The 22,862-nt window shown below is 70.7% G+C and carries 18 protein-coding genes and 1 pseudogene; 11 read left to right on the top strand and 8 right to left on the bottom strand.

Annotation, left to right across the window (positions count from 1 at the left end):
• Nucleotides 1–39 precede the first annotated feature (39 nt).
• The 9 genes from HNQ52_RS08765 to HNQ52_RS08725 all read left to right on the top strand — a co-directional run bounded on the left by HNQ52_RS08765 (nt 40) and on the right by HNQ52_RS08725 (nt 9,985).
• Nucleotides 40–2,013 carry an AsmA family protein gene (locus HNQ52_RS08765; RefSeq protein WP_183960767.1) on the top strand — a complete coding sequence of 658 codons (1,974 nt, stop codon included), beginning with the start codon at nt 40–42 and terminating at the stop codon, nt 2,011–2,013.
• A gap of 39 nt (nt 2,014–2,052) precedes the next feature.
• On the top strand, nt 2,053–2,343 hold the full coding sequence (locus HNQ52_RS08760; RefSeq protein WP_183960766.1) for a hypothetical protein: 291 nt from the start codon (nt 2,053–2,055) through the stop codon (nt 2,341–2,343).
• Between the two features lie 41 nt (nt 2,344–2,384).
• Entirely contained in the window at nt 2,385–3,071 is a 687-nt protein-coding gene (locus tag HNQ52_RS08755; protein ID WP_221282017.1) for an extensin-like domain-containing protein, read from the top strand.
• A gap of 98 nt (nt 3,072–3,169) precedes the next feature.
• Nucleotides 3,170–4,453: a sialidase family protein gene (locus tag HNQ52_RS08750; RefSeq protein ID WP_183960765.1), complete on the top strand. Its 1,284-nt coding sequence runs from the start codon at nt 3,170–3,172 to the stop codon at nt 4,451–4,453.
• Nucleotides 4,454–4,670: 217 nt separating this feature from the next.
• Nucleotides 4,671–5,387: an arginyltransferase gene (locus tag HNQ52_RS08745; protein ID WP_183960764.1), complete on the top strand. Its 717-nt coding sequence runs from the start codon at nt 4,671–4,673 to the stop codon at nt 5,385–5,387.
• Complete coding sequence (gene tilS, locus HNQ52_RS08740; protein WP_183960763.1) at nt 5,384–6,676, top strand: tRNA lysidine(34) synthetase TilS; 1,293 nt, start codon at nt 5,384–5,386, stop codon at nt 6,674–6,676. The genes HNQ52_RS08745 and tilS overlap by 4 nt, the downstream gene beginning before the upstream one ends.
• 33 nt (nt 6,677–6,709) lie before the next feature.
• Entirely contained in the window at nt 6,710–6,964 is a 255-nt protein-coding gene (locus HNQ52_RS08735) for an exodeoxyribonuclease VII small subunit (RefSeq protein ID WP_183960762.1), read from the top strand.
• Nucleotides 6,951–7,838 (top strand): polyprenyl synthetase family protein, encoded by an 888-nt coding sequence (locus HNQ52_RS08730; protein ID WP_183960761.1) that lies wholly within the window; start codon nt 6,951–6,953, stop codon nt 7,836–7,838. Before HNQ52_RS08735 ends, HNQ52_RS08730 begins: the two co-directional genes overlap by 14 nt.
• An 80-nt stretch (nt 7,839–7,918) precedes the next feature.
• Nucleotides 7,919–9,985: a hypothetical protein gene (locus HNQ52_RS08725; RefSeq protein WP_183960760.1), complete on the top strand. Its 2,067-nt coding sequence runs from the start codon at nt 7,919–7,921 to the stop codon at nt 9,983–9,985.
• A gap of 40 nt (nt 9,986–10,025) precedes the next feature.
• Here the strand turns inward: HNQ52_RS08725 and tsaB are convergent, their stop codons facing one another.
• The 6 genes from tsaB to mrcB form a co-directional block, all read right to left on the bottom strand.
• The gene (tsaB, locus tag HNQ52_RS08720) at nt 10,026–10,718 is read right to left on the bottom strand and encodes a tRNA (adenosine(37)-N6)-threonylcarbamoyltransferase complex dimerization subunit type 1 TsaB (protein ID WP_183960759.1); all 693 of its coding nucleotides are present in this window, start codon (nt 10,716–10,718) and stop codon (nt 10,026–10,028) included.
• A 4-nt stretch (nt 10,719–10,722) separates the two neighbouring features.
• On the bottom strand, nt 10,723–11,496 hold the full coding sequence (locus HNQ52_RS08715) for a class II aldolase/adducin family protein (RefSeq protein WP_221282016.1): 774 nt from the start codon (nt 11,494–11,496) through the stop codon (nt 10,723–10,725).
• Nucleotides 11,497–11,558: 62 nt separating this feature from the next.
• The gene (locus tag HNQ52_RS08710) at nt 11,559–12,599 is read right to left on the bottom strand and encodes a GSU2403 family nucleotidyltransferase fold protein (protein ID WP_183961169.1); all 1,041 of its coding nucleotides are present in this window, start codon (nt 12,597–12,599) and stop codon (nt 11,559–11,561) included.
• A gap of 62 nt (nt 12,600–12,661) precedes the next feature.
• Nucleotides 12,662–14,602, bottom strand: a complete 1,941-nt coding sequence (yoaA, locus tag HNQ52_RS08705; RefSeq protein ID WP_343059270.1) for a DNA repair helicase YoaA — start codon at nt 14,600–14,602, stop codon at nt 12,662–12,664.
• Between the two features lie 28 nt (nt 14,603–14,630).
• On the bottom strand, nt 14,631–15,176 hold the full coding sequence (locus tag HNQ52_RS08700) for a tetratricopeptide repeat protein (RefSeq protein ID WP_183960758.1): 546 nt from the start codon (nt 15,174–15,176) through the stop codon (nt 14,631–14,633).
• A gap of 5 nt (nt 15,177–15,181) precedes the next feature.
• Nucleotides 15,182–17,497, bottom strand: coding sequence for a penicillin-binding protein 1B (gene mrcB / locus HNQ52_RS08695; protein ID WP_183961194.1), 2,316 nt, complete (start codon nt 17,495–17,497; stop codon nt 15,182–15,184).
• A gap of 280 nt (nt 17,498–17,777) precedes the next feature.
• On the opposite strand from mrcB, the pseudogene HNQ52_RS17650 reads away from it, so the two are divergent.
• A pseudogene (locus HNQ52_RS17650) lies at nt 17,778–19,436 on the top strand (glycosyltransferase); the annotation flags it as partial.
• Nucleotides 19,437–19,967: 531 nt separating this feature from the next.
• A complete protein-coding gene (locus HNQ52_RS17645; RefSeq protein WP_425486491.1) occupies nt 19,968–22,070 on the top strand; it encodes a glycosyltransferase in 2,103 nt (700 codons plus the stop codon).
• 155 nt (nt 22,071–22,225) lie between these two features.
• Here HNQ52_RS17645 and HNQ52_RS08685 read toward each other — a convergent pair whose 3' ends face one another.
• Together HNQ52_RS08685 and HNQ52_RS08680 are read right to left on the bottom strand one after the other, a co-directional pair.
• Complete coding sequence (locus HNQ52_RS08685) at nt 22,226–22,582, bottom strand: MerR family transcriptional regulator (RefSeq protein WP_183960756.1); 357 nt, start codon at nt 22,580–22,582, stop codon at nt 22,226–22,228.
• Nucleotides 22,563–22,862, bottom strand: a complete 300-nt coding sequence (locus tag HNQ52_RS08680) for an integration host factor subunit alpha (protein WP_183960755.1) — start codon at nt 22,860–22,862, stop codon at nt 22,563–22,565. The genes HNQ52_RS08685 and HNQ52_RS08680 overlap by 20 nt, the downstream gene beginning before the upstream one ends.

Genomic DNA, 22,862 nt, shown 5'->3' with positions numbered 1-22,862 from the left:
GCCGGGCGCGTGTCGAAAACGCGCGCCTATACTCGGCGCATGCCCGTGATCCATCCCACCGATCGACCTGCATCCCGCGCGCGGCATCGCGGGATCGTGGTCTTGGTGGTCGTGGCATTGCTGCTCGTGCTGCTGTGGTGGCTATGGGACTGGAACTGGTTCAAGAGACCGATCGAACGGCGCGTCGAAGCCGCGACCGGGCGCGAGTTCCGCATCGATGGCGATCTCGATGTCGACCTCGGCTGGACGCCGACGATCCGGGCCGACGGCCTGCGGTTGGCGAACGCGCCGTGGTCGTCGGACGAGACGATGGCATCGGTCGAGCGGCTGGAGTTCCGCATCGACCTGTGGCCGCTGTTTCGCGGTGACATCGTGCTGCCGTCGGTGCGCCTGCGCGCGCCGCGGCTGCTGCTGGAGCGCAACGACGCGCTGGAGGCGAACTGGGATTTCGGCGATGGCGCGGTTGGCAAGAATGAACCCGTCGAGCTGCCGACCGTGCGTGCGCTCGCCATCGAAGACGGCGAACTGATCGTACGCGAAGCCGCTCTCGCAACCAATCTTCGCCTCGCCGTCCGCAGCGGTACGCCCGAGGGCGACGATGCGCTCGCGCCACTGCTGCTCGACGGCGACGGCACCTACCGCAACGCGCCGTTCACGCTAGAAGGCCGCGTCGAATCGCCTTTGCAGCTGCAGGACGCGGAGCGACCGTACCGCGTGGCGCTCGCCGCCGACGCCGGCACCACGCACGCCACGGCCAGCGGCGCGCTCTACAGCCCGCTGCAGTTCCACGACTTCGACGTGCAGTTCGCGCTGCGCGGCGCAGACCTTGCCGATCTCTACCCGTTGCTCGGCATCGCACTGCCGCAGACGCCGCCGTACGCGCTCGATGGACGTCTGCAGCGCGACGGCACCACCTGGTACTACCGCGGCTTCGACGGCACGGTCGGTGACAGCGATCTGGCCGGCGACGTGGTGGTCGAGACCGCAACGCCGCGCCCGCTATTCACCGCCAAGCTGACCTCGCGCGTGCTCGACTTCGACGATCTCGCCGGCTTCCTCGGCCTGCCGCCGTCCGCGGGCGACGGCGAGAGCGCCTCGCCCGACCAGGCGGCGGAAACCGCGCAGCTCGCGGCGCAGGACAAGGTGCTGCCGCAGCAGCCGTACCGGCTCGAAAAGCTGCGCGCGATGGATGCCGACGTGACACTCGACGCCGCGCGCGTGACCGCGCCGCCGCTGCCGATCGAATCGCTCAGCGGTCATCTCACCTTGGCCGACGGTCTGCTCACGCTCGAGCCGCTGACGCTGCATGCGGCCGGCGGTCGCGTGGAAAGTTTCGTGACGCTCGACGCCAGCCGCGACCCGATCGTCACCGATGCCCGCATCTCGCTGCGCCGCCTCGAACTGCCGAAGCTCTTCCCCGATGCCGAACTTGCCAAGGACAGCACCGGCCGCATCGGCGGGCGCGTGACGCTGAAGGGAACCGGCAATTCGATCGCGCAGATGCTCGGTACGTCCGACGGCGAGATCGGCATGGTGATGGGCCGCGGACGCATCAGCAACCTGCTGCTGGAGCTCGCCGGCCTGGATCTGCAGGAAGCGCTGCGGTTCCTGCTGGGCAAGGATCGCGTGATTCCGGTGCGCTGCGCCTACGCCGATTTCGCCGTCGCCGATGGCGTGATGCAGACGCGGCAGTTCGCGTTCGACACCACCGACACCGTGCTGTACGCCGAGGGCAGCGTGAGCCTGCGCGAGGAGACGTTCGATCTCACGCTGCGCCCGCAGCCCAAGGACAAGAGCCTGGTCTCGCTGCGCTCGCCGCTGCGCGTGGCCGGCACCTTCCGCGATCCGTCGGTCCGCCCCAAGGCCGGGCCGCTCGCGCTGCGCGGCGCGGCGGCGGCACTGCTCTATTCGGTGGCGCCGCCGGCCATCCTGCTCGCGCTGCTCGAAACCGGCCCGGGCGAGGATTCGGACTGCGGGCGTCCGGCATCGGCCGGCGCCAATCCCACCGGCTGACGCCGCAACGCTTTTCCACTGCCGCAAGGACTGCCTGCCATGCCCACCGTGCATCTTCGACTGACCGGAAGCGCCGACGACGCGCGCGCGCTCATCAACACCATTTCCTCGCTCGAAGGCGTCGATTCGGCCGAAGAGATCGCCGACCTGATGCCGCACCTGGACGACGACGATTCGAGTTCCGCCGGCCTGCCCGACGACATGGGCCCGGGCTTCCACGCGATCGAGGTCGAAACCTCGAACGACACGGTGGCGCAACGTGTGCGGGAACTGGCCGAAGCGGTCGCGCGCGATGCCGGTGCCGCGCTGGAGATCGTCGACGAGTTGTGACCGCGCAACGGCCCGAAGCGCCCGCGCCGCCGCGCCGCGCATTGCTTCTTCTGCTGCTGGCGGTTCTGCTCGTGCATGTCCTGCTGCAGCGGCAGGCACGCTGGCCGGAGCTGCCGTACCGCTGGAATCCGTGGGCCACGCTGCGGATCGACGCCGCGCCCGACCGCTTCACGCGGATGCGTCTGGCCGCACTCGATCGCGACCCGGTCGCGTGCCGCGCCGTGCTGGCGCAGGCACCGATGCGGGTTCGTACCCTGCCCGACCGCATTACCGGCGCCGGTTGCGGCTTCGATAATGTAGTGGAGATCGTGCACACCAGCGTCGAGGTCGGTCCGTCCTTTTCCCTGACCTGCCGCGCGGCCGTCTCGCTCGCGCTGTGGGAACGGCACGTGCTCCAGCCGGCCGCGCTCGCGCATCTGGGCAGTGCGGTGTCGCGCATCGAGCATTTCGGCAGCTATGCCTGCCGTAACGTCTACGGCCGGGCGACGGGTCGCCGCAGCCAGCACGCCACCGCCGACGCGCTCGACATCGCCGGCTTCGTGCTGCGCGACGGCGAGCGCATCCGCGTGCTCGCCGACTGGCCGGGCGACGGTCCGCACGCCGCGTTCCTGCGCACCCTGCGCGACGGCGCGTGCGAGTATTTCGACGCAGTGCTGGGGCCGGAGTACAACGCCGCGCACTCCGATCATTTCCATTTCGACCGCGGCGGCTTCCGCGCCTGCCGCTGATTCGAACGGGCAACGCGCGGACGCGCATCCGACCGCACGTGCGAAGCCGCAGGCGTGACAACGCTTACACTGCGTGTCCCTCCGCGTATCGTGCTGCCATGCATCTTCGACTCCTTTCCCGCTGCATGCCGGCGGCGGCCGCGCTGCTGGTGTCGCTGGCCGCGTCCGCGGACGACGCGGCGTTTGTCGTGGAACCCTGGCCGCTGGCGGCTGGCGATGCGGTCGCGGCCCAGCCCGACCTTTCCACAGCGCCGGACGGCGCACTGCTGCTGAGCTGGATCGAACGCACGCCGCAGGCCGCTACCAGCCACCGGTTTCGCGTTGTGCGGTTCGCCGCGCAGCACTGGTCGGAACCACGCGACATCGCCGCCGGCAGCGATTTTTTCGTCAACTGGGCCGACACCCCGCACACGCTCGCGCTCGCCGACGGCAGCGTCTGGGCACACTGGTTGCGCCGCAACGGCGACGGCCCGTACGACTACGGCATCGCGCTGGTGCGCTCCGATGACGGCGGGGCGACCTGGTCGGCCCCGCAACGCGTCGAGCCGGCGGGCGCAAAGCTCGATTACGGCTTCGTCGCATTGTGGGAACACGCGCCGGGCTCGCTCGGCATCGCCTGGCTCGACGCGCGCGAAAAGGCGACGCCGGACGGTGCCGATGCGCACGCCGGCCACGCGGCACACGGTGCGGGCGGCGCGATGACGTTGCGCGCGGGCAGCTATTCCGCGCGCATCGAACCCACCCGGCAATGGCGGCTCGACGCATCGACCTGCGACTGCTGCCCCACCGCCGTCGCGATGACGCGCGAGGGCCCGGTCCTGGCCTATCGCGGTCGCTCCGCCGACGAGATCCGCGACATCCGCGTCGTGCGCTTCGGGCGCGATGGCTGGAGCGCGCCGCAGACGGTGCACGACGACGGCTGGCGCGTCGCGGGCTGCCCGGTGAACGGACCCGGCATCGCGGCGAGCGGCGCGACCCTCGCCGTCGCCTGGTACACCGAAGCGGGCGGCGCGCCGTCCGTGCGCCTGGCGCGCTCGGACGACGCCGGCCGCCGTTTTTCAGCGCCGCGCACGGTGGCCGAGGGCGGCGCGATCATCGGCCACGTCGCGCTTGCGGCCGACGCCGACCGACTTTGGCTCGCGTGGCTGGCGAGCGCGGAGCACGGGCAGACGCTGTGGCTCGCGGTGTTCGATGCAGCCGATCTGCGCGAGCGCGCACGCCTGCCCGTGGCACAGCTCCGGGCATCCGGTGCAGCCAGCGGGCTGCCCCGTCTTGCGACGCTCGACGGGGGTGCCGCGCTGGTGTGGACCGACGTGGTCGACGGCACGCCGCGTCTGCGCGGCGCGCGGCTGCGCGAGACCCGGACGCGCGATCTGCCGTAAGAGCGCGACACGCGCTCATTCATCCCGCCCGGGCGCAGCCGCGTCGCACGCCCGCCATCGGCTGCGTCCCTCGGCAGCGGTGCGCCGCCATGCCGGCGTGCGCTGCGATCGACGACAAAGACCCCGATGCGCGGCACCGCCGCCTCCATGCGAACGCAGCACGCGTTCCGGCAGGCCCGACTACCGGCGCGGCGCGGTTGGCGCGATCATGGACCCCATGACCTCGGCCAGTGCCACGAACGAACCGATCCGCGTCTTCCAGACGCTCGAGCACGCCTGCGGCTATTACGCCGACCGCACCGCGCGCAACCTGGTGCTCGATCCGGTGTCGCCGGCGCTGCCGCAGCTCTACGGCCGCGCGCTGGAGCGCGGCTTCCGCCGCTCCGGCGGCCACGTCTACCGGCCCAACTGCCCGAGCTGCCGCGCCTGCATCTCGGCACGCATCGCGGTCGAGCGCTTCGTGCCGGACCGCAGCCAGCGCCGCTGCGAACGCCGCAATGCCGACCTCGAACTGCGCGTGCAGCCGGCCATCGCCACGGACGAGAATTTCGCGCTGTATCGGCGCTACCTCGCCGCACGCCACGCCGGCGGCGGCATGGACGACCCGGAGCCCGACGATTTCGACCGGTTCCTGGCCTGCGAATGGAGCCCGACGCGTTTCCTGGAGCTGCGCCGCGACGGCGAACTGCTCGCCGTGGCGGTGACGGACGTGCTGCCGGTGGGACTCTCGGCGGTGTACACGTTCTACGCGCCCGAACACGCCCCGCGCGGCCTCGGCACGTGCGCGATCCTGCGCCAGATCGCGCTGGCGCAGTCGAACCGGCTACCGCACGTGTATCTGGGCTACTGGATCGCCGGCCATCCGAAGATGGACTACAAGGCGCGCTTCCATGCCCTGGAACGCTTGCGCGACGGCGTGTGGCGCACGCAGTGACGGACGCGCTCGCGGCACGGCTTGCGCAATTGCCCGGCACCGAACTGGTCGTGGGCTTCAGCGGCGGGCTCGATTCGAGCGTGCTGCTGCACGCGCTCGCGGCGTTGCCGGCGGCGCGCGCGCGCGGCCTGCGCGCGGTGCACGTGGATCACGGATTGCATCCGGCATCGGCCGACTGGGCGTCACACTGCACGCGTGTTGCGGCCCGGCTCGACGTGCCGCTGCGCGTGGAACGCGTGCAGGTGGCGCACGATGCCGGCCTGGGGCTTGAAGCGGCGGCGCGCGCGGCGCGACACGCCGCCTTCCGCGCCGCGATGACGCCCGACGCGGTGCTCGTGCTTGCGCACCACCGCGACGACCAGGTCGAGACCGTGCTGCTGCGCCTGCTGCATGCCGCCGGCCACGAAGGCGTGGCCGGCATGCGGGCGTGGCGCCGGTTCGACCCGGGCTGGCTGTGGCGGCCGCTGCTGGAACTGCCGCGCGAGCGCCTGGTCGCCGATGCGCACGCCCACGGCATCGACAGCATCGACGATCCTTCCAACGCCGATGCGCGCTTCGCACGCAATCGGCTGCGCCATAATGTACTGCCGACGCTGCGGGCCGCGTGGCCGGACGCCGACGCGCGCATCGCGGCCTCGGCGACACGGCTGCGCGAAGACGCCGACGCGCTCGATGCGCTGGCTGCGGCGCAATGCGACCTTCTGTGCGGCACGGCGCCGGACACGCTCGCCCTCGGCGGTCTCCTCGAATTGCCCTCGGCACTGCGCCGCCGCGTGCTCGGCCTGTGGCTGGACCGCCTGCGCCTGCCGCGCCCGCCGCCGGGCGTCTGGCGTCGGGTCGACGAGGATCTGCTCGCCGCGCGCGCCGACGCCACCCCGGTGCTGGCGTGGCGCGGCGCGCAATTGCGGCGCTACCGCGGCACGCTGCACGCGCTGCGGGAACGCGCCGCACCCGCGCAGGACTGGTGCCTTCCGTGGAACGGTGCGGAGCCGCTGCAGCTGCCGGACGGCTTCGGCCGCCTCGCCTTCGAGCCGTCGCACGCCTTCGCATCTCCGTTCCACGTGTGCCCGCGCCGCGGCGGCGAACGCATCCTGCGGCACGGCCTGCAGCGTCCGCTGCGGCTGTGCCTGCAGGAAACCGGCATCCCGCCGTGGCAGCGCGAACGCCTGCCGCTGCTGTTCGACGCCGCCGGCACGCTGCTCGCGGCCGGCGACTGCATCCTCTCCGACGTCGCCCACGCCTGGCCGCGCACGCACGGCATCACGCTGCGCTGGACACCGGACGATTGACCGCCACGCGCCGCGGCGGCACACTTTTCGCCCATGCCGACCCCTCCGGATTCCGCCGCGCCCAATGCGGTCGCCCAGTTCGAACATTCGCTCGACGAACTCGAACAGCTCGTGCAGCGCATGGAGAAGGGCGACCTGTCGCTCGACGACTCGCTCGCCGCCTACGAACGCGGGGTGTCGCTGTATCGGCACTGCCAGACCGCGCTCGAACAGGCCGAGCTGCGCGTCAAGCTGCTGAGCGATCCGCTCGATGCGGGGAACGCCGAGCCGTTCGATGACACACCCTGATCCGGGCGCGCTCTGGCGCACCTGGGCCGATCGCTGCGAAACCACCCTCGATCGCATCCTTCCCGCAGACACCGTCGCGCCGCAGCGGCTGCATGCAGCGATGCGCCACGCCACGCTCGGCGGCGGCAAACGCATGCGTCCGCTGCTGGTCTATGCCACCGGCACCGCCTTCGGCATCGACGCCGCCGCGCTCGACGGCACCGCGGCCGCCGTGGAACTGATCCACGCCTATTCGCTGGTGCACGACGATTTGCCCGCGATGGATGACGATGCGCTGCGTCGCGGCCGCCCGACCGTGCACGTGGCGTTCGACGAGGCCACCGCCATCCTCGCCGGCGATGCGCTGCAGACGCTCGCGTTCGAACTGCTGTGCGAGGCACCGTTCGAAGCCGGCGTGCGGGTCGCGATGCTGGCCGCGCTGGCACGCGCCAGCGGCGCGGCCGGCATGGTCGGCGGGCAGGCGCTCGATCTTGCGGCGGTCGGACACCGACTGGATACCGACGGCCTGCGTACGATGCATCGGGCCAAGACCGGCGCGCTGATCCGTGCGTCCGTGCACCTCGGCGCACTGGCCGCGTTCGCCGATACCGACGCGCGCTCGGCGCTGGACGCGTATGCCGACGCGCTCGGCCTCGCGTTCCAGATCCGCGACGACATCCTCGATGTCGAAGGCGATCCGGCCCTCATCGGCAAGACGCGCGGCAAGGACGCCGCACACGACAAGCCGACCTATCCCGCGATCCTCGGCATGCAGGCATCGCGCACCCTGCTCGACCGGCTTGCGGCGGACATGGACGCGGCGCTCGACGGCGTGGCCGCGGACACGACGCAACTGCGCGCACTGGCACGGTTCGCGACCACCCGCGCGCACTGATCCGCCGCGCCGCGCGCCGGCGTGTCACTCCCGGCCGCCGATTCGCGTATCCCACGGCAGCATCCACCCGGGATCCTGCCATGCGCCTGCTCGTGATCGCGTTCCTGCTCGCCTGTGCCGCGCCTGCGCGTGCCGCCGATCTCGTCGTCTACGACGACGCCTTGCGCAACGGCTTCGAGGACTATTCCTACGGCGACGGTGCGGTCCACGACTTCGGCGACACCGGCACCGTGCATGGCGGCCTGCGATCGATCCGCTTCGTCGGCGCGGACTACGGCGCCGTGTCGTTCTTCCGCGCGCAGACGCTGTCGATCGCCGACTACCCGACCCTGCGCCTGTGGGTGCATGGCGGCGCCGTCGGCGGACAGGCGCTGACGCTGTTCCTGCAGGACACCACGGTCGAACCGGACGTGCTCCGCGCTGTGTCGCTCAACGCCTTCATTCCCGGCGGCGCACCGCAGGCGGGTGCCTGGCGGCAGGTCGACGTGCCGCTGGACGCAGCGCCGCTGGCCGACATCGGCCGCTTCAATCGCCTCGACATCCAGATCGATGCCGAGGCGGTGCAGCCCGCGATGTATTTCGACGACGTGGCGTTGCTGGACGGCACCGGTTCCGGCACCGCCGAACCGGTGTTCGACGACGGCTTCGAAGGCGGCGGCGCACCGCCGCTGCAGATCGAGCGCGACGTGATCGTCGACGGCATTGCGAGCGACCGCTTTACCTGGCGCGACGCCACCCTGCAGCCACGCGTGGCGGTGCTCGCACACAACGACCAGCCGGCGTTCAACGGCTCGCGTGGCGGCGCGCTGCGCGAATTCCGCTACCAGGTGGGCGGCAGCACGCGCGTGGCGCGTACCACGCAGGGCGGCAACGGCGGCGCGCGCGGTTTCGGCTACGTGGTCTCGCACCGGCGCGAGTACACCAATGGCCTGCCCGGCAACACCGACGATTCGCCGCTCGGCGCGAACTTCCCCGGCACGTTCACGCGCGTGTTCGAGGGCCGCCACCACGCCATTTTCCGTTTCACGCAGAACTATCCGCGTTATTCGCGCACCGGCGCCAATCCGCCCAACACGCAGTATATGGTGCCAGTCACCGTCGAGTGGATGCTCGCGACCGGGCGCGATCATCCGCTGTGGTCGGTGACGTGGGATCTTTCCGGTGTGCCGGTGGATGCGCTCGACGACGATTCGCGCGCACCGTACGGCGAGCTGCTGTTCGACGGAAGCGCGGAGGACGACGACCACGGCGCGATCGCGGGCGTCGCCTGGGGCGACCGCTACCGCTTCACGACCACGAGCGCGCCGGTCACCCTCGACAGCGCCTGGACCTGGAACACGCTGAACACCGTTCCGTTCGTGAAACTGTGGACCACGGCCCGCGACGCCACGATGGGCCTGGTCTCCACGCGCACGCTCGACCAGCAGGACGCGGGCGGCGGCCGCATTCCAGGCTATATCGACCAGCGCGACTTCTGGGGCAAGACCTCGGCGCAGGGCCCGGCCGGGGACGGCTACGTGATGCCGAACAACAACGAATGGCCGTACCAGACGATCGAGTTCTCGCTCGTCGGAGACAGCACCACCAACAACACGCGGCTCACCTGGGGCACGCAGTACGGCTTTCTCGGGCAGCAGAACTACCAGGCCAACAACATCATCGGCGTGCAGAACACCCAGCCGGGCTGGCCGAAGAAGAGCTATTCGGTGCATGTGGTCCTGGGCACGCACAGCGCCGCGCCGGTGGAGGCGCTGCTCGCGGACAACGCGGCGCTGCAGGCGATGACGCTCACCGCCGCCGTCGGCAGCGTGGCGGCAAACGGCCCGGCCGGCGTCGCCGATGCAAGTGTGGTCGCGTACCAGCCGGCAGGTTACGACCACGTGCGCAGCGCACTCGCCTTTGTCGCCACGGGCAATGCACTCGACGCCAACATCGCCGTCGGCGGCGGCAACACGCTGCACAATCCGCTGATCGTGGTGCGCAACTGGACCGCGGCAAACGCGCCCTCGAGCGTGCGCCTCGGCAACGCGACGCTTGTGCCCGATGCGGACTACTTCGCCTCGCGCCGCGCCGGCGCGAACGAGCTGTGGATCACGCTGGACCGCGATCTCGTCGGCGCGGCCAACCGCCTGCGCATCACGAACTAGCCGCTGCGGATCGCAACGGACCCACGCGCCAATTGCGGAGTCAGGCCTTGCCCTGTTCCGCCAGCGTCAACGCAACCTTGTTGCGCAGGTAAGCCGGCTCCAGCGCGTCGGGGGCGATCGCGTCGCCGCGCTCGTACGCGGCGGCGGCCAGGCGCGCGACCGCCGCCGCGTGCGGCAGCGCGGAGGCATCGCAGCGCTGCAGCTGTCCGGCGAGCGTGACGGCGAGGATGCCGTGTCCGGCGGCGAAGCCGGTGCCGACGCCGACGCAGCGCTCGAACTCGGCGCAGGTCACGGCCGCGGGGTCGACCAGGCGTTCGGCCAGCACCTCGCGCACGCCGGCGTCGCCGTCGCGCACATACCCGGCCAGATAGATTTCGCCCATGCGCGCGTCGATCGCCGCGAGCACGTGCTCACCGTGCTCCGCGTCCGCGTCGAGCGCGAGTGCGGCGAGCGTGGAAATCGCGAGCACCGGCCGGTCGAGCGCCAGCGCCAGCCCCTGCGTGAGCGCCACCGCGAGCCGCACGCCGGTGAACGCGCCGGGCCCGCGACCGCAGGCGATGGCGTCGAGCTGCGTCCTGCCGATGCCGGCGTCGGCCAGCAGGGTCTCGGTCCACGGCAGCACGAGTTCGGTGTGGCGGCGCGGTGCCACCTCGAAGCGTTCGCGCACGTCGCCGTCGATCCACAGCGCCACCGAACACGCTTCGGTCGCAGTTTCCAGCGCGAGGATCTTCATGTGCTCACTCGCGGAACGACGCGTCGATGCGGTCGAGCTTGCGCAACAACCCCGGCCACACCAGTTGCCCGCCGAGGTTTTTCGTCACCTGCGCCGCCTGTTGCTGCGCGGTGGCGACGATCTGCGGATGCACCTGCACCAGTTCGCCGCCGCCGCTCTGGGCGCGGATCTGGATCGCGCAGCAGGTTTCGAACAGGTACATCGCGAGGAACGCGTCCGGGATGCCCGCGCCGACGGTCAGCAGGCCGTGGTTGCGCAGCATCAGGAAGGTGTTGCCGCCGAGGTGTTGGACCAGGCGCGGCTTCTCGTCGTCGCGCAGCGCCACACCCTCGTAGCCGTGGTAGCCCAGGCTCGACAGCACGAAGATCGATTGCTGTGAGATCGGCATCAGCCCGTTCTTCTGCGCCGACACCGCGATGCCGTTGACGGTGTGCACGTGCAGCACGCAACCCACGTCGTGCCGCGCCGCGTGGATCGCGCTGTGGATGGTGAAGCCCGCGGGATTGATCGGAAACGGCGAGTCGTCGACCTTCTCGCCGGCGAGGTTTACCGTGACCAGCGAACTCGCGGTGATTTCCTCGAACAGCGCGCCGTACGGATTGATCAGGAAGCGTTCGTCGTCGCCCGGCAATTTGGCCGAGATGTGCGTGAACACGAGGTCCGACCAGCCGTGCAGCGCGATCAGCCGGTAACACGCGGCGAGATCGACGCGCAGCTGCCACTCCTCGGGCGAGACGCGGTCGCGGACATCGGGACGGATCATCGTGGACATGGGCATCGCTGCAGAGTCTGTAGCGCGATTGTTGCATGGCCCGCGCGAATCGGCGCCACGGGACGGCCTCAGAGCTGCCAGAGTTGTTCGTTCGCAAGATCCGGCGCGATCCGGCAGAGCGCTTCCTTTCCCTGCAGCGCACGCTTGCGCCAGCCGGGCCCACGTGCAATCGCGTCGCGCCATGCATGGTTGAATTCCGCGGCAGCGTCCGTGCGGAGAAAAAACTCGGCCAGCGCAGCGGCCTGGAGCAGATCCTTGTTCGCCTTGACTCGCTCGCGCACGGGACGTTCGCCGTAGACGATCAGCTTGTGGACCGCGTAGCGCTCCGGTGCGGGCAGGTTGACCGTGCAGGCACCGGCGGCGGCGAAGACACAGCCCTGCGTCGTGCCCTCGAGCGAAAACTCCATGAACTTCAACGGTTCCAGCACGAGGTTGAGATCGGGCAGGCGCACCGCGCCGCCGCGACGCGTCCGACTCGTGACGAAATCGATCCGCAGCTCCTGATCTGCGGGGTTGCGATACTGCGCACCGGCGGCGCCGTCGAATTCGCTGATGGGCAGCAAGCCCATTTCTAGCGACTCCAGGGCGTTGTGCACGTCGATCTTCAGATCGGCCGGCAGCGCGATGGAAATGTTCCTGCCGGCGTGCGCGAAATCGACGTCCAGCGTCGCCGCCGCATCCAGCCAGCGCACGCCGAGCAGGTTGCCCATCGTCAGGAACGCGTGCGTACCGATCAGCACGCCACCGGCGCGGAAGAATCCGTGGTCCGCGAGCCGCTTGATGATGCGGAAGTGTTTCGGCGCGACGGACGCAGCACCGAGCGCGACGGCAGCCTTGGCCTGCGGTGCCAGCGGGCGTGTCTGGCGTTGTTCGTCGAAGCGGCGGATCAGCGCGCGAATACGCTCGTCGTCGGGGCCGACGTAGGCCATGCGTACCTTCTGTCCCAGGTCGCGAAACGCGAAGTACCAGTAGGCCTTGCCTTTGCGCTCGAGCTTCTGGAAGCTGCCGGTCAGCCCCCCGATAGCGGCGCCGAGTTCGAAAGCGCGCGTCTGCTCGCTGAGCTCCGCGTAGGCGGTCTGGGCGGAGAGTGGCAGTTCGCTGTAGCGCATTCGGGTCACCCGGGCCGGGCGTTCATGCTAAACAAAAATAATCTTGTTTAGCAACCTTCCGATCAGGACGCTGCGCGTGCGAAGAACGCCTGCACGTCGGCCAGCTCGCGCGTGCGCGGCAGCGGCGGGAGGCTGTCGAGGAAGACGCGGCCGTAGCTTTTTGCGATGAGGCGCGGGTCGCACAGCATGAGCACGCCGCGGTCGGCGTGGGTGCGGATGAGGCGGCCGGCGCCCTGTTTCAGGCCGATCACGGCGGTGGGCAGTTGCCAGTCGCGGAAGGCGTTGCCGCCGCGGCGGCGCACGGCGTCCAGGCGTGCCTCGAGCACGGGATCATCGGGCGCGGCGAACGGGAGTTTGTCGATGACGACCAGTTGCAATGCTTCGCCGGCCACGTCCACGCCTTCCCAGAAACTGGCGGCGCCGAGCAGCACGCCGTTGCCCGACGCGCGGAACTGTTCGAGCAGGCGATGGCGCGGTTGCGTGCCCTGCACGAACAGCGGGAAATCGCGCCGCACCGCGAGTTTGTCGGCCGCCTCGCGCAACGCGCGGTGCGAGGTGAACAGCAGGAAGGCGCGGCCGTTCGAGGCATCGAGCACCGGCAGCGCAGCCTCGACGATCGCGTCGACGTAGCCGCGCATGTTCGGCTCGGGCATGCCGCGCGGCAGGTAGGCAAGTGCCTGCGTCGAGAAGTCGAACGGGCTCGGTTCGAGCACGGTGCGCGGCGATTCCAGCCCGAGCTGCCGGGCAAGATGGTCGAAGCCACCGTCCACGGCGAGCGTTGCCGAGGTGAAGATCCACGCGGCGCGCGACTGCTCGCGGAATTCGCGCAACGGCTGCGCCACGTCGAGCGGCGTGAGATGCAGCGCGAAGCCGCGCGGGGTGATCTCGTACCAGCGCACCTCGCCGCCGGCGCTGTCGCCGAGCACTTGCGCCATTCGCTCGCGCTGGCTTTGCGCGCGTTCGGCGCAGGCCTTGAAGCCCACGCTGCGTTCGGCGAATGCATCGAGCACCGAATGCAGCGCCGACAAGGCGGCCTGGGTGGCGGCGAGTGCATCGTCGCACTCGGCGTCGCGGCGGATCTGCCACAGCGGACCGCGCGTCGGCAGAGGATCGAGCGCGAGGCGCAATTCGCGCAGCCGCTGTTCGAGGTCGCGTGCCGGCTCCTGCACTTCGTCGAGCGCGCCGCTGACCTCGCCGCATTCGGCAACGGCATCGCGTGCCAGTTCCTGCAGCTGCCGCATCGAGACCGACGTGCTGAAGAACTGCGCGGCAAGTTCCGGCAGCTGGTGCGCTTCGTCCAGCACGAAGGCGTGCGCGCCGGGCAGGATTTCGCCGAAGCCTTCGCGCTTGATCGCCTGGTCGGCGAACAGCAGGTGGTGGTTGACGACGACGAGATCGGCCTCCTGCGCCGCCTGCCGCGCCTTGACGACGAAGCACTCGGCGTAGAACGGACATTCGCCGCCGAGGCAGTTCTCCACGCTGGAGGTGACCTGCGGCCACAACGGCGAGTCCTCGGCAACGAAGTCGATCTCGGCCAGATCCCCGCTCCTGCTGCGCCCGGCCCAGGCGTGGATGCGCTGCAGGTGGCCCACCGCTTCGCGCGACACGAATCGGCCTTCGTTCCGGGCGCGTTCGAGCCGGTACCAGCACAGGTAGTTGCTTCGCCCCTTCAGCAGCGCGCTCTTGATGCGTACGCCGAGCGCCTCGCGCACGCGCGGAAGATCGCGGTGGTAGAGCTGGTCCTGCAACGCGCGCGTGCCGGTGGAGACGATGACACGCTGGCCGCTGAGCAGCGCCGGCACGAGGTAGGCGTAGGTCTTGCCGGTGCCGGTGCCGGCCTCGGCGATGAGGTGTTCGCGGGCCTCGATGGTGTCGGCCACGGCCTGCGCCATGCGCTGCTGCGCCGGGCGCGCGACGTAGCCTGCAATATTGCGCGCGAGCGGACCGTCGTCGGCAAGCGCCGCGGCGGTGGACTGCGGCAACGTTGTTTGCGGCAGCGTCACCGCCGACGCGTCGCCGCGACGCTGCGCCTCACATCCGGACCGGCGGTTCGACGGTGCAGCGCGCGGCCTGCTGCGCGGCCGCGGTGGCCGCGGCGGCGTGGCCGGTCATCTCGCGCGCGAGCTTCACCGCGGTCCAGTTGCGGCGGCACAGCGCGCCGAGCTTCGGACCGGTCTCGTACGAGCGGCTCGCCAGTTGCACCGCCTCGTCGTACTGCGCCTGCGCAAGCGCAAGTTCCGCACGCCACTGCAGCAGTTCCGGATCGTCCGGCGTGATCGCGAGCGCTTCGCGCAGGAAGCCGTCGGCCTCGCCGAATCTGGCGGCGGCCTCGGCGCGCGTGGCGCTGGCGCGCAGGTCCTCGATCACCGGATCGCGCAACGGCTGCACGTCCAGCGAATCGTCGCCGTTCGCGCCGGCGGCGCGCACTTCGGCGAGCAGGTTGCGTGCCGCCGGGGCCGCAGGCTTCGTGGCCGCCTTCTGCGGCGTCGATGGCGAAGAGCAGGCGGCCAGTGCAAGCGTCAGCGCAACCGCCACGGCGGCGAGATGGCGCGATACGCCGGGGATGGGCATCGTCATGATCGTCAATCTCCTTCGCGCCCGAACCAGCCGCGCAGGCGGGCCATCGGGCAACGTTCGTAGTGTTCCGGAGTGTAGCCGTGCACGAAGAGGAAGCGTCTGGCCTGCGGGCAGTCCTCGTCGGTGACGGCGTATTTTCCGACATCGACCCAGGCCGCTTCCAGCCCGTCCTCGGACACGCGCAGCGGCGCGCTCGGCAGGGCCTTGAACAGCGCCGACCAGACCTTCATCGCGCCGGTCGCGCCGTACAGGCCGGTGGGCTGGTTGTCGTCGTTGCCCACCCAGACCACGGCCAGATGCGAACCGGTGTAGCCGGCGTACCAGCTGTCGCGGCTGTCGTTGCTGGTGCCGGTCTTGCCGGCCGAGGCCAGGTGGCCCAGGCCGTCGGACAGCAGCGCGCGTGCGGTGCCGCTGCGCACTGTCTCCTGCAGCGCGAGCGACACCAGGCGCGCGGCGATCGCATCGCCGGGCTGCGCCGGTTCGAGTGCGGTGTCGTAGCGGTTGAGTGCCTTGCCCTGCGCGTCGAGCACACCGCGCACCGCGCGCAGCGGCTGCACCTGGCCGCCGGACGCGAGGAACTGGAAGGCCTGCGCCATCTGCAGCGGGCTCAGGTCCACCGCGCCAAGCAACAGCGAGGGATGCGGCGCGGCATCGATCTCCGCGAGCACCTTGATCAGGCGCGCGAGGCGGTCGACACCGATGTCCATGCCGATCCGCACCGTGGCCTGGTTGTACGAATGCGCCAGCGCATCGACGAGGGTGACCCGACCGTGGCTGACGTTGTCCGAATTTTCCGGGCTCCAGGTCTTGCCGCCGGCCACGCGCAGCGTCAGCGGCGCATCGTCCACCGAACTTGCCAGCGAATACCGGCCCGGCTGCGCGAGGGCGAGCAGATACACGAACGGCTTGAGCAGCGATCCGACCGGCCGCTGCGCCTGCAGCGCACGGTTGAACCCGTGCGCGGCGACGTCGCGTCCGCCCACCATCGCCAGCACCTCGCCGTTGCCGGTGTCGGTGACCACCAGTCCGGCTTCGAGCGGCGGGCGCTTGTCCTGCGTCAGCGCCTTGAGCTGCGCCGTCACCGCATGCTCGCTGCGGCCCTGCACCGACGGCGCCAGCGTCGTGAGCACGGACAGGCCGGCACCGCGCAGTGCGTCGGCGGGATAGTCGCGCTGCAGCTGGTCGCGCACCAGGTCCATGAAGGCCGGATACCGATCGCGCGAAAGGCTGGCACGTGGCGTCACGCCGAGCGGTCGGGCGCGCGCGAGTTCGAGTTCGGCGTCGGTGATGAGGCCGGTGTCCGCCATCTGGCGCAGCACCACGTTGCGGCGCTGGGTGGCGCGTTCGGGATGCTTGCGCGGATCGTATTCCGACGGCCCCTTGATGAGTCCGACCAGCAGCGCGATCTCGCTGGTGCCGAGCTGGTCGAGGTCGCGTCCGAACCAGAACTCGGCACCGGCCGCGACGCCGTGCACCGCCTGCCCGCCCTGCTGGCCCATGTAGGCCTGGTTCAGATAGGCCTCCAGGATGGTGCTCTTGTCGAATCGCGCCTCGATCACGAGCGCGTAGAGGATTTCGCGAAACTTGCGCGCAAAGCTCTTGTCGCGGGTGAGGTACAGGTTGCGCACCAGCTGCTGGGTGAGCGTGCTCGCGCCCTGGCGTGCGTCCGCTTCGCGCAGGTTGACCCACGCCGCGCGCAGCATGCCGCCGACATCGATGCCGATGTGATGCTTGAAGTCGCGGTCTTCGACCGCCTGCAGCGTGGTCAGCAGCAGCGGCGGCGCATCCTGCAGGCGCACCAGTCGGCGTTCCTCCTGCTTCTCGCCGTACAGGGTGGCGATGCGCGCCGGATCCACGCGTGCCGACTTCACAGGCGCCCCCGCCACCGACAGCGTGCGCACGCGGCCGTCGCCGACGGTCAGCTCGATGCGCTGCGGCGGCGTGCGTCCGTCCAGATCGATGATGCCGCGCGTGGCGATGACGAAGCGCCCGCCGTCTCGCGCATAGGTGCCGGCCTGGCGCGCCTCGCCGTCGATGGCGTACCGCGCCGCGGCAAGTTCGTCCTCCAGCGCCTCGGCGCTCATCGGCAGGCCGGGCGACAGCGCGAGGGGGCGCGCGTAGACCCGCGTCGGCACCTGCCAGGTGAGGCGGCCGAACTCCTCCTGCACGCGCTCGTCGAGCACCCACAGGTACGGCACAAAGAAACCCAGCACGATACCGAAGGCGGCGAGCGCCAGCGGCAGAACGCGCCAGAAGATCGGTTTCCAGCGCGTCGTCCAGCGCGAAGGCGGCGGGGTCGGGGTCTTGCTGCGACGGGGCAAAAGAGGGGTTCGGTACGGGGAAACAGCGCGGCAGTGTACAGGCCACCGCGTGGCATGGCGCTGAACCCGGCGGGCAACCCGCGGGCACCAACTGGCAGGCGCGGCATCGGACAGGGGATAATCCGCGGCCCGCTTCGGGCTGGCTGTTTCCGGTATTGCATTGAATCCCGTCCCTGATCCGTCCGATCGGCTCCTGCCCCTGCTGTGCCTGGTGTCGCGCGAGCCGTGGACGGCCGCGCGCCTCGCGCGAGCCACCGGCCCGCTGCGCGATGCCTTCGAGATGGTCGTCGTGCTGCGTTCGGACGAACGGGTCGATGCGGAGGGATTTCCCACGCTCGTCGTGGAACGAAGCGATGCCCCGGCGAGCGCGGCGCTGCATGCGCTGGCGCAGGCGCGACCGGGCCGCGACGCGCTGCTGCTGGACGCCGACACGCAGCTGCCTGCCGCGTGGTGGCCGCGCCTGCTGGCCGCGGCGAACGTCGACGGCGACAGTGGCGTGTTCTCGCCATTGGGCAGCGCCGATCTCGGGTCCGACGCCGATGCCGCTGCGCTCGACGCCCGCTGCCGCGCGGTGTCGGACCACGCCGTGTTGCCGTGTGCCGGCTGGTCAGGCGCATTGAGCCTGTGGCGTGCATCGGCGCTGTCGCGTCTGTCGCGGGACGGTCGCGACGGCGAATTGCCCGTCGGCGTCGGCGGCGCGATGCTCGACCATCTGTGCGTCGGCACCTCGCAGCGCACCGCCGCCGGCGCACTGGCGGACGCGCTGCGGGCCCGCCTGCAGGCCCTCGGCGCGCAGCCGCTGCCGCTGTACGGCCTGGATGGGCGGGCCGTGGTGCTGCACGTGCTGCACGGCTGGGGCGGCGGTGCGCAGCGCTTCGTCGCCGATCTCGCGCGCGCCGACACGCAGCGCCACCACGTGGTGCTCGTGGCGCAGGGCAGCCCCGAGCGGCGCTGCCACGGCGAAGCGCTCGCGCTGCATGCCGACGTGCAGGCCGCGCCGCTGCGGCGCTGGCCGCTGGCCGCGCCGATCGCCGCCACGGCCGGCGAATCGGCGGAGTATCGCGCCATCCTCGCCACGGTGCTGCGCGACTTCGGCATCGGCGGCGTGCTGGTGTCCTCGCTGATCGGCCACAGCCTCGACGCGCTGCGCACCGGCCTGCCGACGGCCGTCGTGTGCCACGACTACTACCCGCTGTGGCCGCGCCTGCACGCCGATTTCGACGACGCTGCCCGCGATTTTTCCGCCACGGCCATTGCCGAGGCGTTGCGCGATACGCGCGGCTTCGAGTTTTCCGAGACCCGGCCCGAGGCCTGGATCGCGCTGCGCGCGGCCTACCTCGATGCTCTCGCACGGGCCGACGTTGCGCTGATCGCGCCCTCGGACACGGTGCAACGCAATCTGCTGCGCATCGAACCGGCACTCGCGCAGCGCACCTGGCACCGCATCGAGCACGGCTTCGCGCCGTTCGCGCAGGCGCTGCCCGCGATCGACACCGACGCCGATCGGGACACGCTGCGCATCGTAGTCGTCGGCCGCATCAACGGCGCCAAGGGCGAGCATCTGCTGGCCGAGCTGCTGCCGCAGCTGCCCGAGCGCGTCGAACTCGTGCTGCTCGGCGGTGGCGCCGCGGCGATGCGCTTCTTCGGCCGGCGCGGCGTCCACGTGGCGATGAACTACGAGCGCGACGCGCTGCCCGCGCTGCTTGCGCAGCTGCGTCCGGATGCGGCGCTGCTCGCGTCCACGGTGGCCGAAACCTACAGCTACACGCTGTCCGAACTGTGGCAGCTGGGCGTGCCGGTGATCGCGACGCGGCTCGGCAGTTTCGCCGAACGCATCGAGCACGGCCGCGACGGCCTGCTGGTGGCGCCCGAGGCACAGGCGCTCGCCCGACTGCTCGCGCAGCTACGCGACGATCGCGCGCCGCTGCAGGCGCTGCGCGCAGCCGCGCGCCCCGCGCTGCCGACGCTGCCGGCAATGGCGGCGCGTTATGCGGACGCGCTGCCCGCGCAACCTGCGCCGGCCGCGCCGCCGTTGCGCGCGATGCTCGGCGCCGCGCCGCTGCAGACCGAGGCCGCGCTCGCCCGTCGTGCCGCGGAGCTGCGCGCCGCGCACGTGCTGCTGGCGCAACGCCAGCGCGAACTCGAACAGCGCGCCGACTGGGCCGCGACGCAGGAACGCATCGCACGCGATCGGACGCGCTGGGCGAAGTCGCTGGAAACGCAGACCAACGAGCTGACCGCGCTCGCCGCGCGGCTGCAGGGCGAGGTCGACGCACGCGGCGCCTGGGCCCAGACGCTGCTGGCCGAAACCGAGCGCCTCAAGGCACTCGTGGTATCGGAGCAGACCCGCCTGGATGCCGAGATCGCGCGCGAGCGTGACGCCCACGCGCGCACGCGCAACCTGCTCGACGACATCCTGCGCAGCAGTTCCTGGCGCCTGACCAAACCGCTGCGCTGGGCGCGCCGGCGCATCGAAGCGCTGCCGGCACGCGCCGCGTTCCAGGCCAAACGCGCGCTCGCGCTGCGACACCGCTTCCAGCGCAGTCTGAAACTGCGCGGCCTGGGTGGCACGCTGCGGCGCATCGGCGACGAGTTCAAGCCGGCACAACCGTCCACTGCGCTGGTGCTGCCGCAGACGCAGCCCGACGACGCACCGCTGCCCGCGCTGCCGCAGCCGGAGGCGCCGCGCGCGAGCATCGTGGTGCCGGTGTACAACCACTTCCACCACACGCGCACCTGCCTCGCCGCGCTTGCCGCGATGACCGATGCGAGCACGTTCGAGGTCATCGTCGTCGACGACTGCTCCGGCGACGAATCGGCGCAGCGCCTGCCGCAGGTGCCCGGCCTGCGCTACGTCCGCAACGCGCAGAACCTCGGTTTCATCGGCGCGTGCAACGCCGGCGCCGCGATCGCGAACGGCGAGTTCATCGTGTTCCTCAACAACGACACCGCGGTGCAGCCGGGCTGGCTCGATGCCCTGCTCGATACGTTCGAACGGCACGACAACGTCGGCCTCGTCGGTGCAAAACTCGTCTACCCGGACGGGCGGCTGCAGGAGGCCGGCGGCATCGTCTTCTCGGACGGCTCGGGCTGGAACTACGGCCGCTTCGACGACCCCGCCGACGCACGCTACAACTACGTGCGCGACGTCGACTACTGCTCCGGCGCCGCGATCGCGCTGCGCGCCTCGCTGTTCCGCAGCTTCGGCGGCTTCGACAGCCACTACGCACCGGCCTACTATGAAGACACCGATCTGGCGATGAAGGTGCGTGCCGCCGGCCTGCGCGTGCTGTACCAGCCGGCGAGCGTGGTGGTGCATTTCGAAGGCGTCACCTCGGGCACCGACGTGGCCGGGAGCGGCACCAAGCGCTTCCAGGCGATCAACCAGCAAAAGTTCGTCGAACGCTGGCGCGAGGTGCTCGCGACGCATGTGCCGCCCGGCACCGACATCGCCATCGCGCGCGAACAGCGCGCCACACGGCGCGTTCTCGTCATCGATGCGACCACGCCGCAGCCCGACCACGATTCGGGCTCGCTGCGCCTGGTGAACCTCATGAAGGTACTGCGCGCGGACGGCTGCGCGGTGACCTTCTTCGCCGACAACCGGGCCTGGGTGGAGACGTACACGGCGGCGCTGCAGCAGCTGGGCATCGAGGTGCTGTGGCACCCGTGGCTGAGCGAGCCGGTGCGCTGGTTTGCCGACAACGGCAAGCGCTTCGACCTGGTGTTCATCAGCCGCCACTACATCGCGTCGAGTTACGTCGGACTGGTGCGGCTGCACGCGCCGCAGGCGACGCTGGTGTTCGACACCGTGGACCTGCACTACCTGCGCGAGCAGCGCGAGGCGGCGCTCTCCGGCCGCGAGGATCTCGCACGCACCGCGGCGCAGACGCGCGACAAGGAACTCGCCCTGATCCGCAGCTGCGACGCGACCCTCGTGGTGAGCCCGGTCGAACGGGAGCTGCTGGCGCGCGAGGCGCCCGGCGCGCGCGTGGAGGTGCTGTCGAACGTGCACGAGGTGTTCGGCCGTCGGCGCGACTTCGCGCAGCGGCGCGACCTGGTGTTCGTCGGCGGCTTCCAGCATCCGCCGAACATCGACGCCGCGACCTGGTTCGTGCACGAGATCTTTCCGCGGGTGCGGGCGCGTCTGCCGGACGTGCGCTTCCACCTCGTCGGCAGCCGCGCCACCGACGCGGTGCGCGCGCTCGGCGACATCGACGGCGTCGTGTTCCACGGCTTCGTCGCGGACCTGGAGCCGATGCTCGACGACATCCGGCTCGCCGTCGCGCCGCTGCGCTACGGCGCCGGCGTGAAGGGCAAGGTCAACATGAGCATGAGCTACGGCCAGCCGGTGATCGCCACGCCGATCGCGGTGGAAGGCATGCATGCCGAGGCCGGGCGCGACGTGCTCGTGGCGCAGGAACCGGCCGAGTTCGCCGACGCGATCGTGCGCGCGTACGAGGACGAGGCGCTCTGGACGTCGCTCTCCGACCACGGACTGGACAACGTGCGACGGCACTTTTCCTTCGAGGCGGCGCGCGACGCGGTGCGGGGCCTGTTTCGCACGGCATGACGGCAACGCCGGAGCGGCGACAGCCTCCCCCGCGCGTCACTCGGGCCTGACGACACCGGACGCCGACGACCCGCGTCGCACTGAACGCATGGCTCGGGGGGCGGCAGGCACGTCGGCGCGACCGGCCCGGCGCGTTGCCGCGCCGGCAGCACGCCTCAGCGCCGCAGCAGCTGCAGCACTTCCTCGAGCTCCATCCGCACCTGGCGGACGATCTGCGAGGAAATGGTCGCCTCGGCCTTGCCCTGCTCGCCCTCCAGCCGCTGGCGCGCACCGGTGATGGTGAAGCCCTGCTCGTACAGCAGCGAACGGATCTGGCGGATGGTCAGCACGTCGTGGCGCTGGTAGTAGCGCCGGTTGCCGCGCCGCTTCACCGGCTTCAGGTTCGGAAACTCGGTCTCCCAGTAACGCAGCACGTGCGGCTTCACGTCGCACAGCTCGCTGACCTCACCGATGGTGAAGTAGCGCTTCGCCGGGATGGGCGGGAGTTCGCGGTTACTGCCCGGGTCCAGCATACGCTTCCACGCGTTCCTTCAGCTTCTGCCCGGGACGGAAGGTGACGACCGTGCGTGCGGAGATGGGGATCTCCTCGCCGGTTTTCGGGTTCCTTCCCGGGCGCTGATTCTTCTGGCGCAGGTCGAAATTGCCGAAACCGGACAATTTCACCTGCTGGCCGCGCTGCAGTGCATCGCGCAGCGTGTCGAAGAACGCGTCGACGAATTCCTTGGCCTCGCGCTTGTTGAGGCCCACGTCCTCGAACAGCCGCTCGGCCATGTCTGCCTTGGTCAAAGCCAT

This window comes from Chiayiivirga flava, from assembly GCF_014202825.1.
GTDB lineage: Bacteria > Pseudomonadota > Gammaproteobacteria > Xanthomonadales > Xanthomonadaceae > Chiayiivirga > Chiayiivirga flava.
This window is presented reverse-complemented; position numbering and strand designations above follow the sequence as displayed.

Bases quoted from the DNA above. Each gene is read 5' to 3' on its own strand.
- tsaB (WP_183960759.1), bottom strand. From the start codon at position 10,718: ATGAAGATCCTCGCGCTGGAAACTGCGACCGAAGCGTGTTCGGTGGCG.
- HNQ52_RS08760 (WP_183960766.1), top strand. From the start codon at position 2,053: ATGCCCACCGTGCATCTTCGACTGACCGGAAGCGCCGACGACGCGCGC.
- HNQ52_RS08685 (WP_183960756.1), bottom strand. From the start codon at position 22,582: ATGCTGGACCCGGGCAGTAACCGCGAACTCCCGCCCATCCCGGCGAAG.
- HNQ52_RS08765 (WP_183960767.1), top strand. From the start codon at position 40: ATGCCCGTGATCCATCCCACCGATCGACCTGCATCCCGCGCGCGGCAT.
- HNQ52_RS08750 (WP_183960765.1), top strand. From the start codon at position 3,170: ATGCATCTTCGACTCCTTTCCCGCTGCATGCCGGCGGCGGCCGCGCTG.
- HNQ52_RS08715 (WP_221282016.1), bottom strand. From the start codon at position 11,496: ATGCCCATGTCCACGATGATCCGTCCCGATGTCCGCGACCGCGTCTCG.
- HNQ52_RS08725 (WP_183960760.1), top strand. From the start codon at position 7,919: ATGCGCCTGCTCGTGATCGCGTTCCTGCTCGCCTGTGCCGCGCCTGCG.
- HNQ52_RS08730 (WP_183960761.1), top strand. From the start codon at position 6,951: ATGACACACCCTGATCCGGGCGCGCTCTGGCGCACCTGGGCCGATCGC.
- HNQ52_RS08680 (WP_183960755.1), bottom strand. From the start codon at position 22,862: ATGGCTTTGACCAAGGCAGACATGGCCGAGCGGCTGTTCGAGGACGTG.
- HNQ52_RS08700 (WP_183960758.1), bottom strand. From the start codon at position 15,176: ATGACGATGCCCATCCCCGGCGTATCGCGCCATCTCGCCGCCGTGGCG.
- HNQ52_RS08735 (WP_183960762.1), top strand. From the start codon at position 6,710: ATGCCGACCCCTCCGGATTCCGCCGCGCCCAATGCGGTCGCCCAGTTC.
- HNQ52_RS08745 (WP_183960764.1), top strand. From the start codon at position 4,671: ATGACCTCGGCCAGTGCCACGAACGAACCGATCCGCGTCTTCCAGACG.
- HNQ52_RS08710 (WP_183961169.1), bottom strand. From the start codon at position 12,599: ATGCGCTACAGCGAACTGCCACTCTCCGCCCAGACCGCCTACGCGGAG.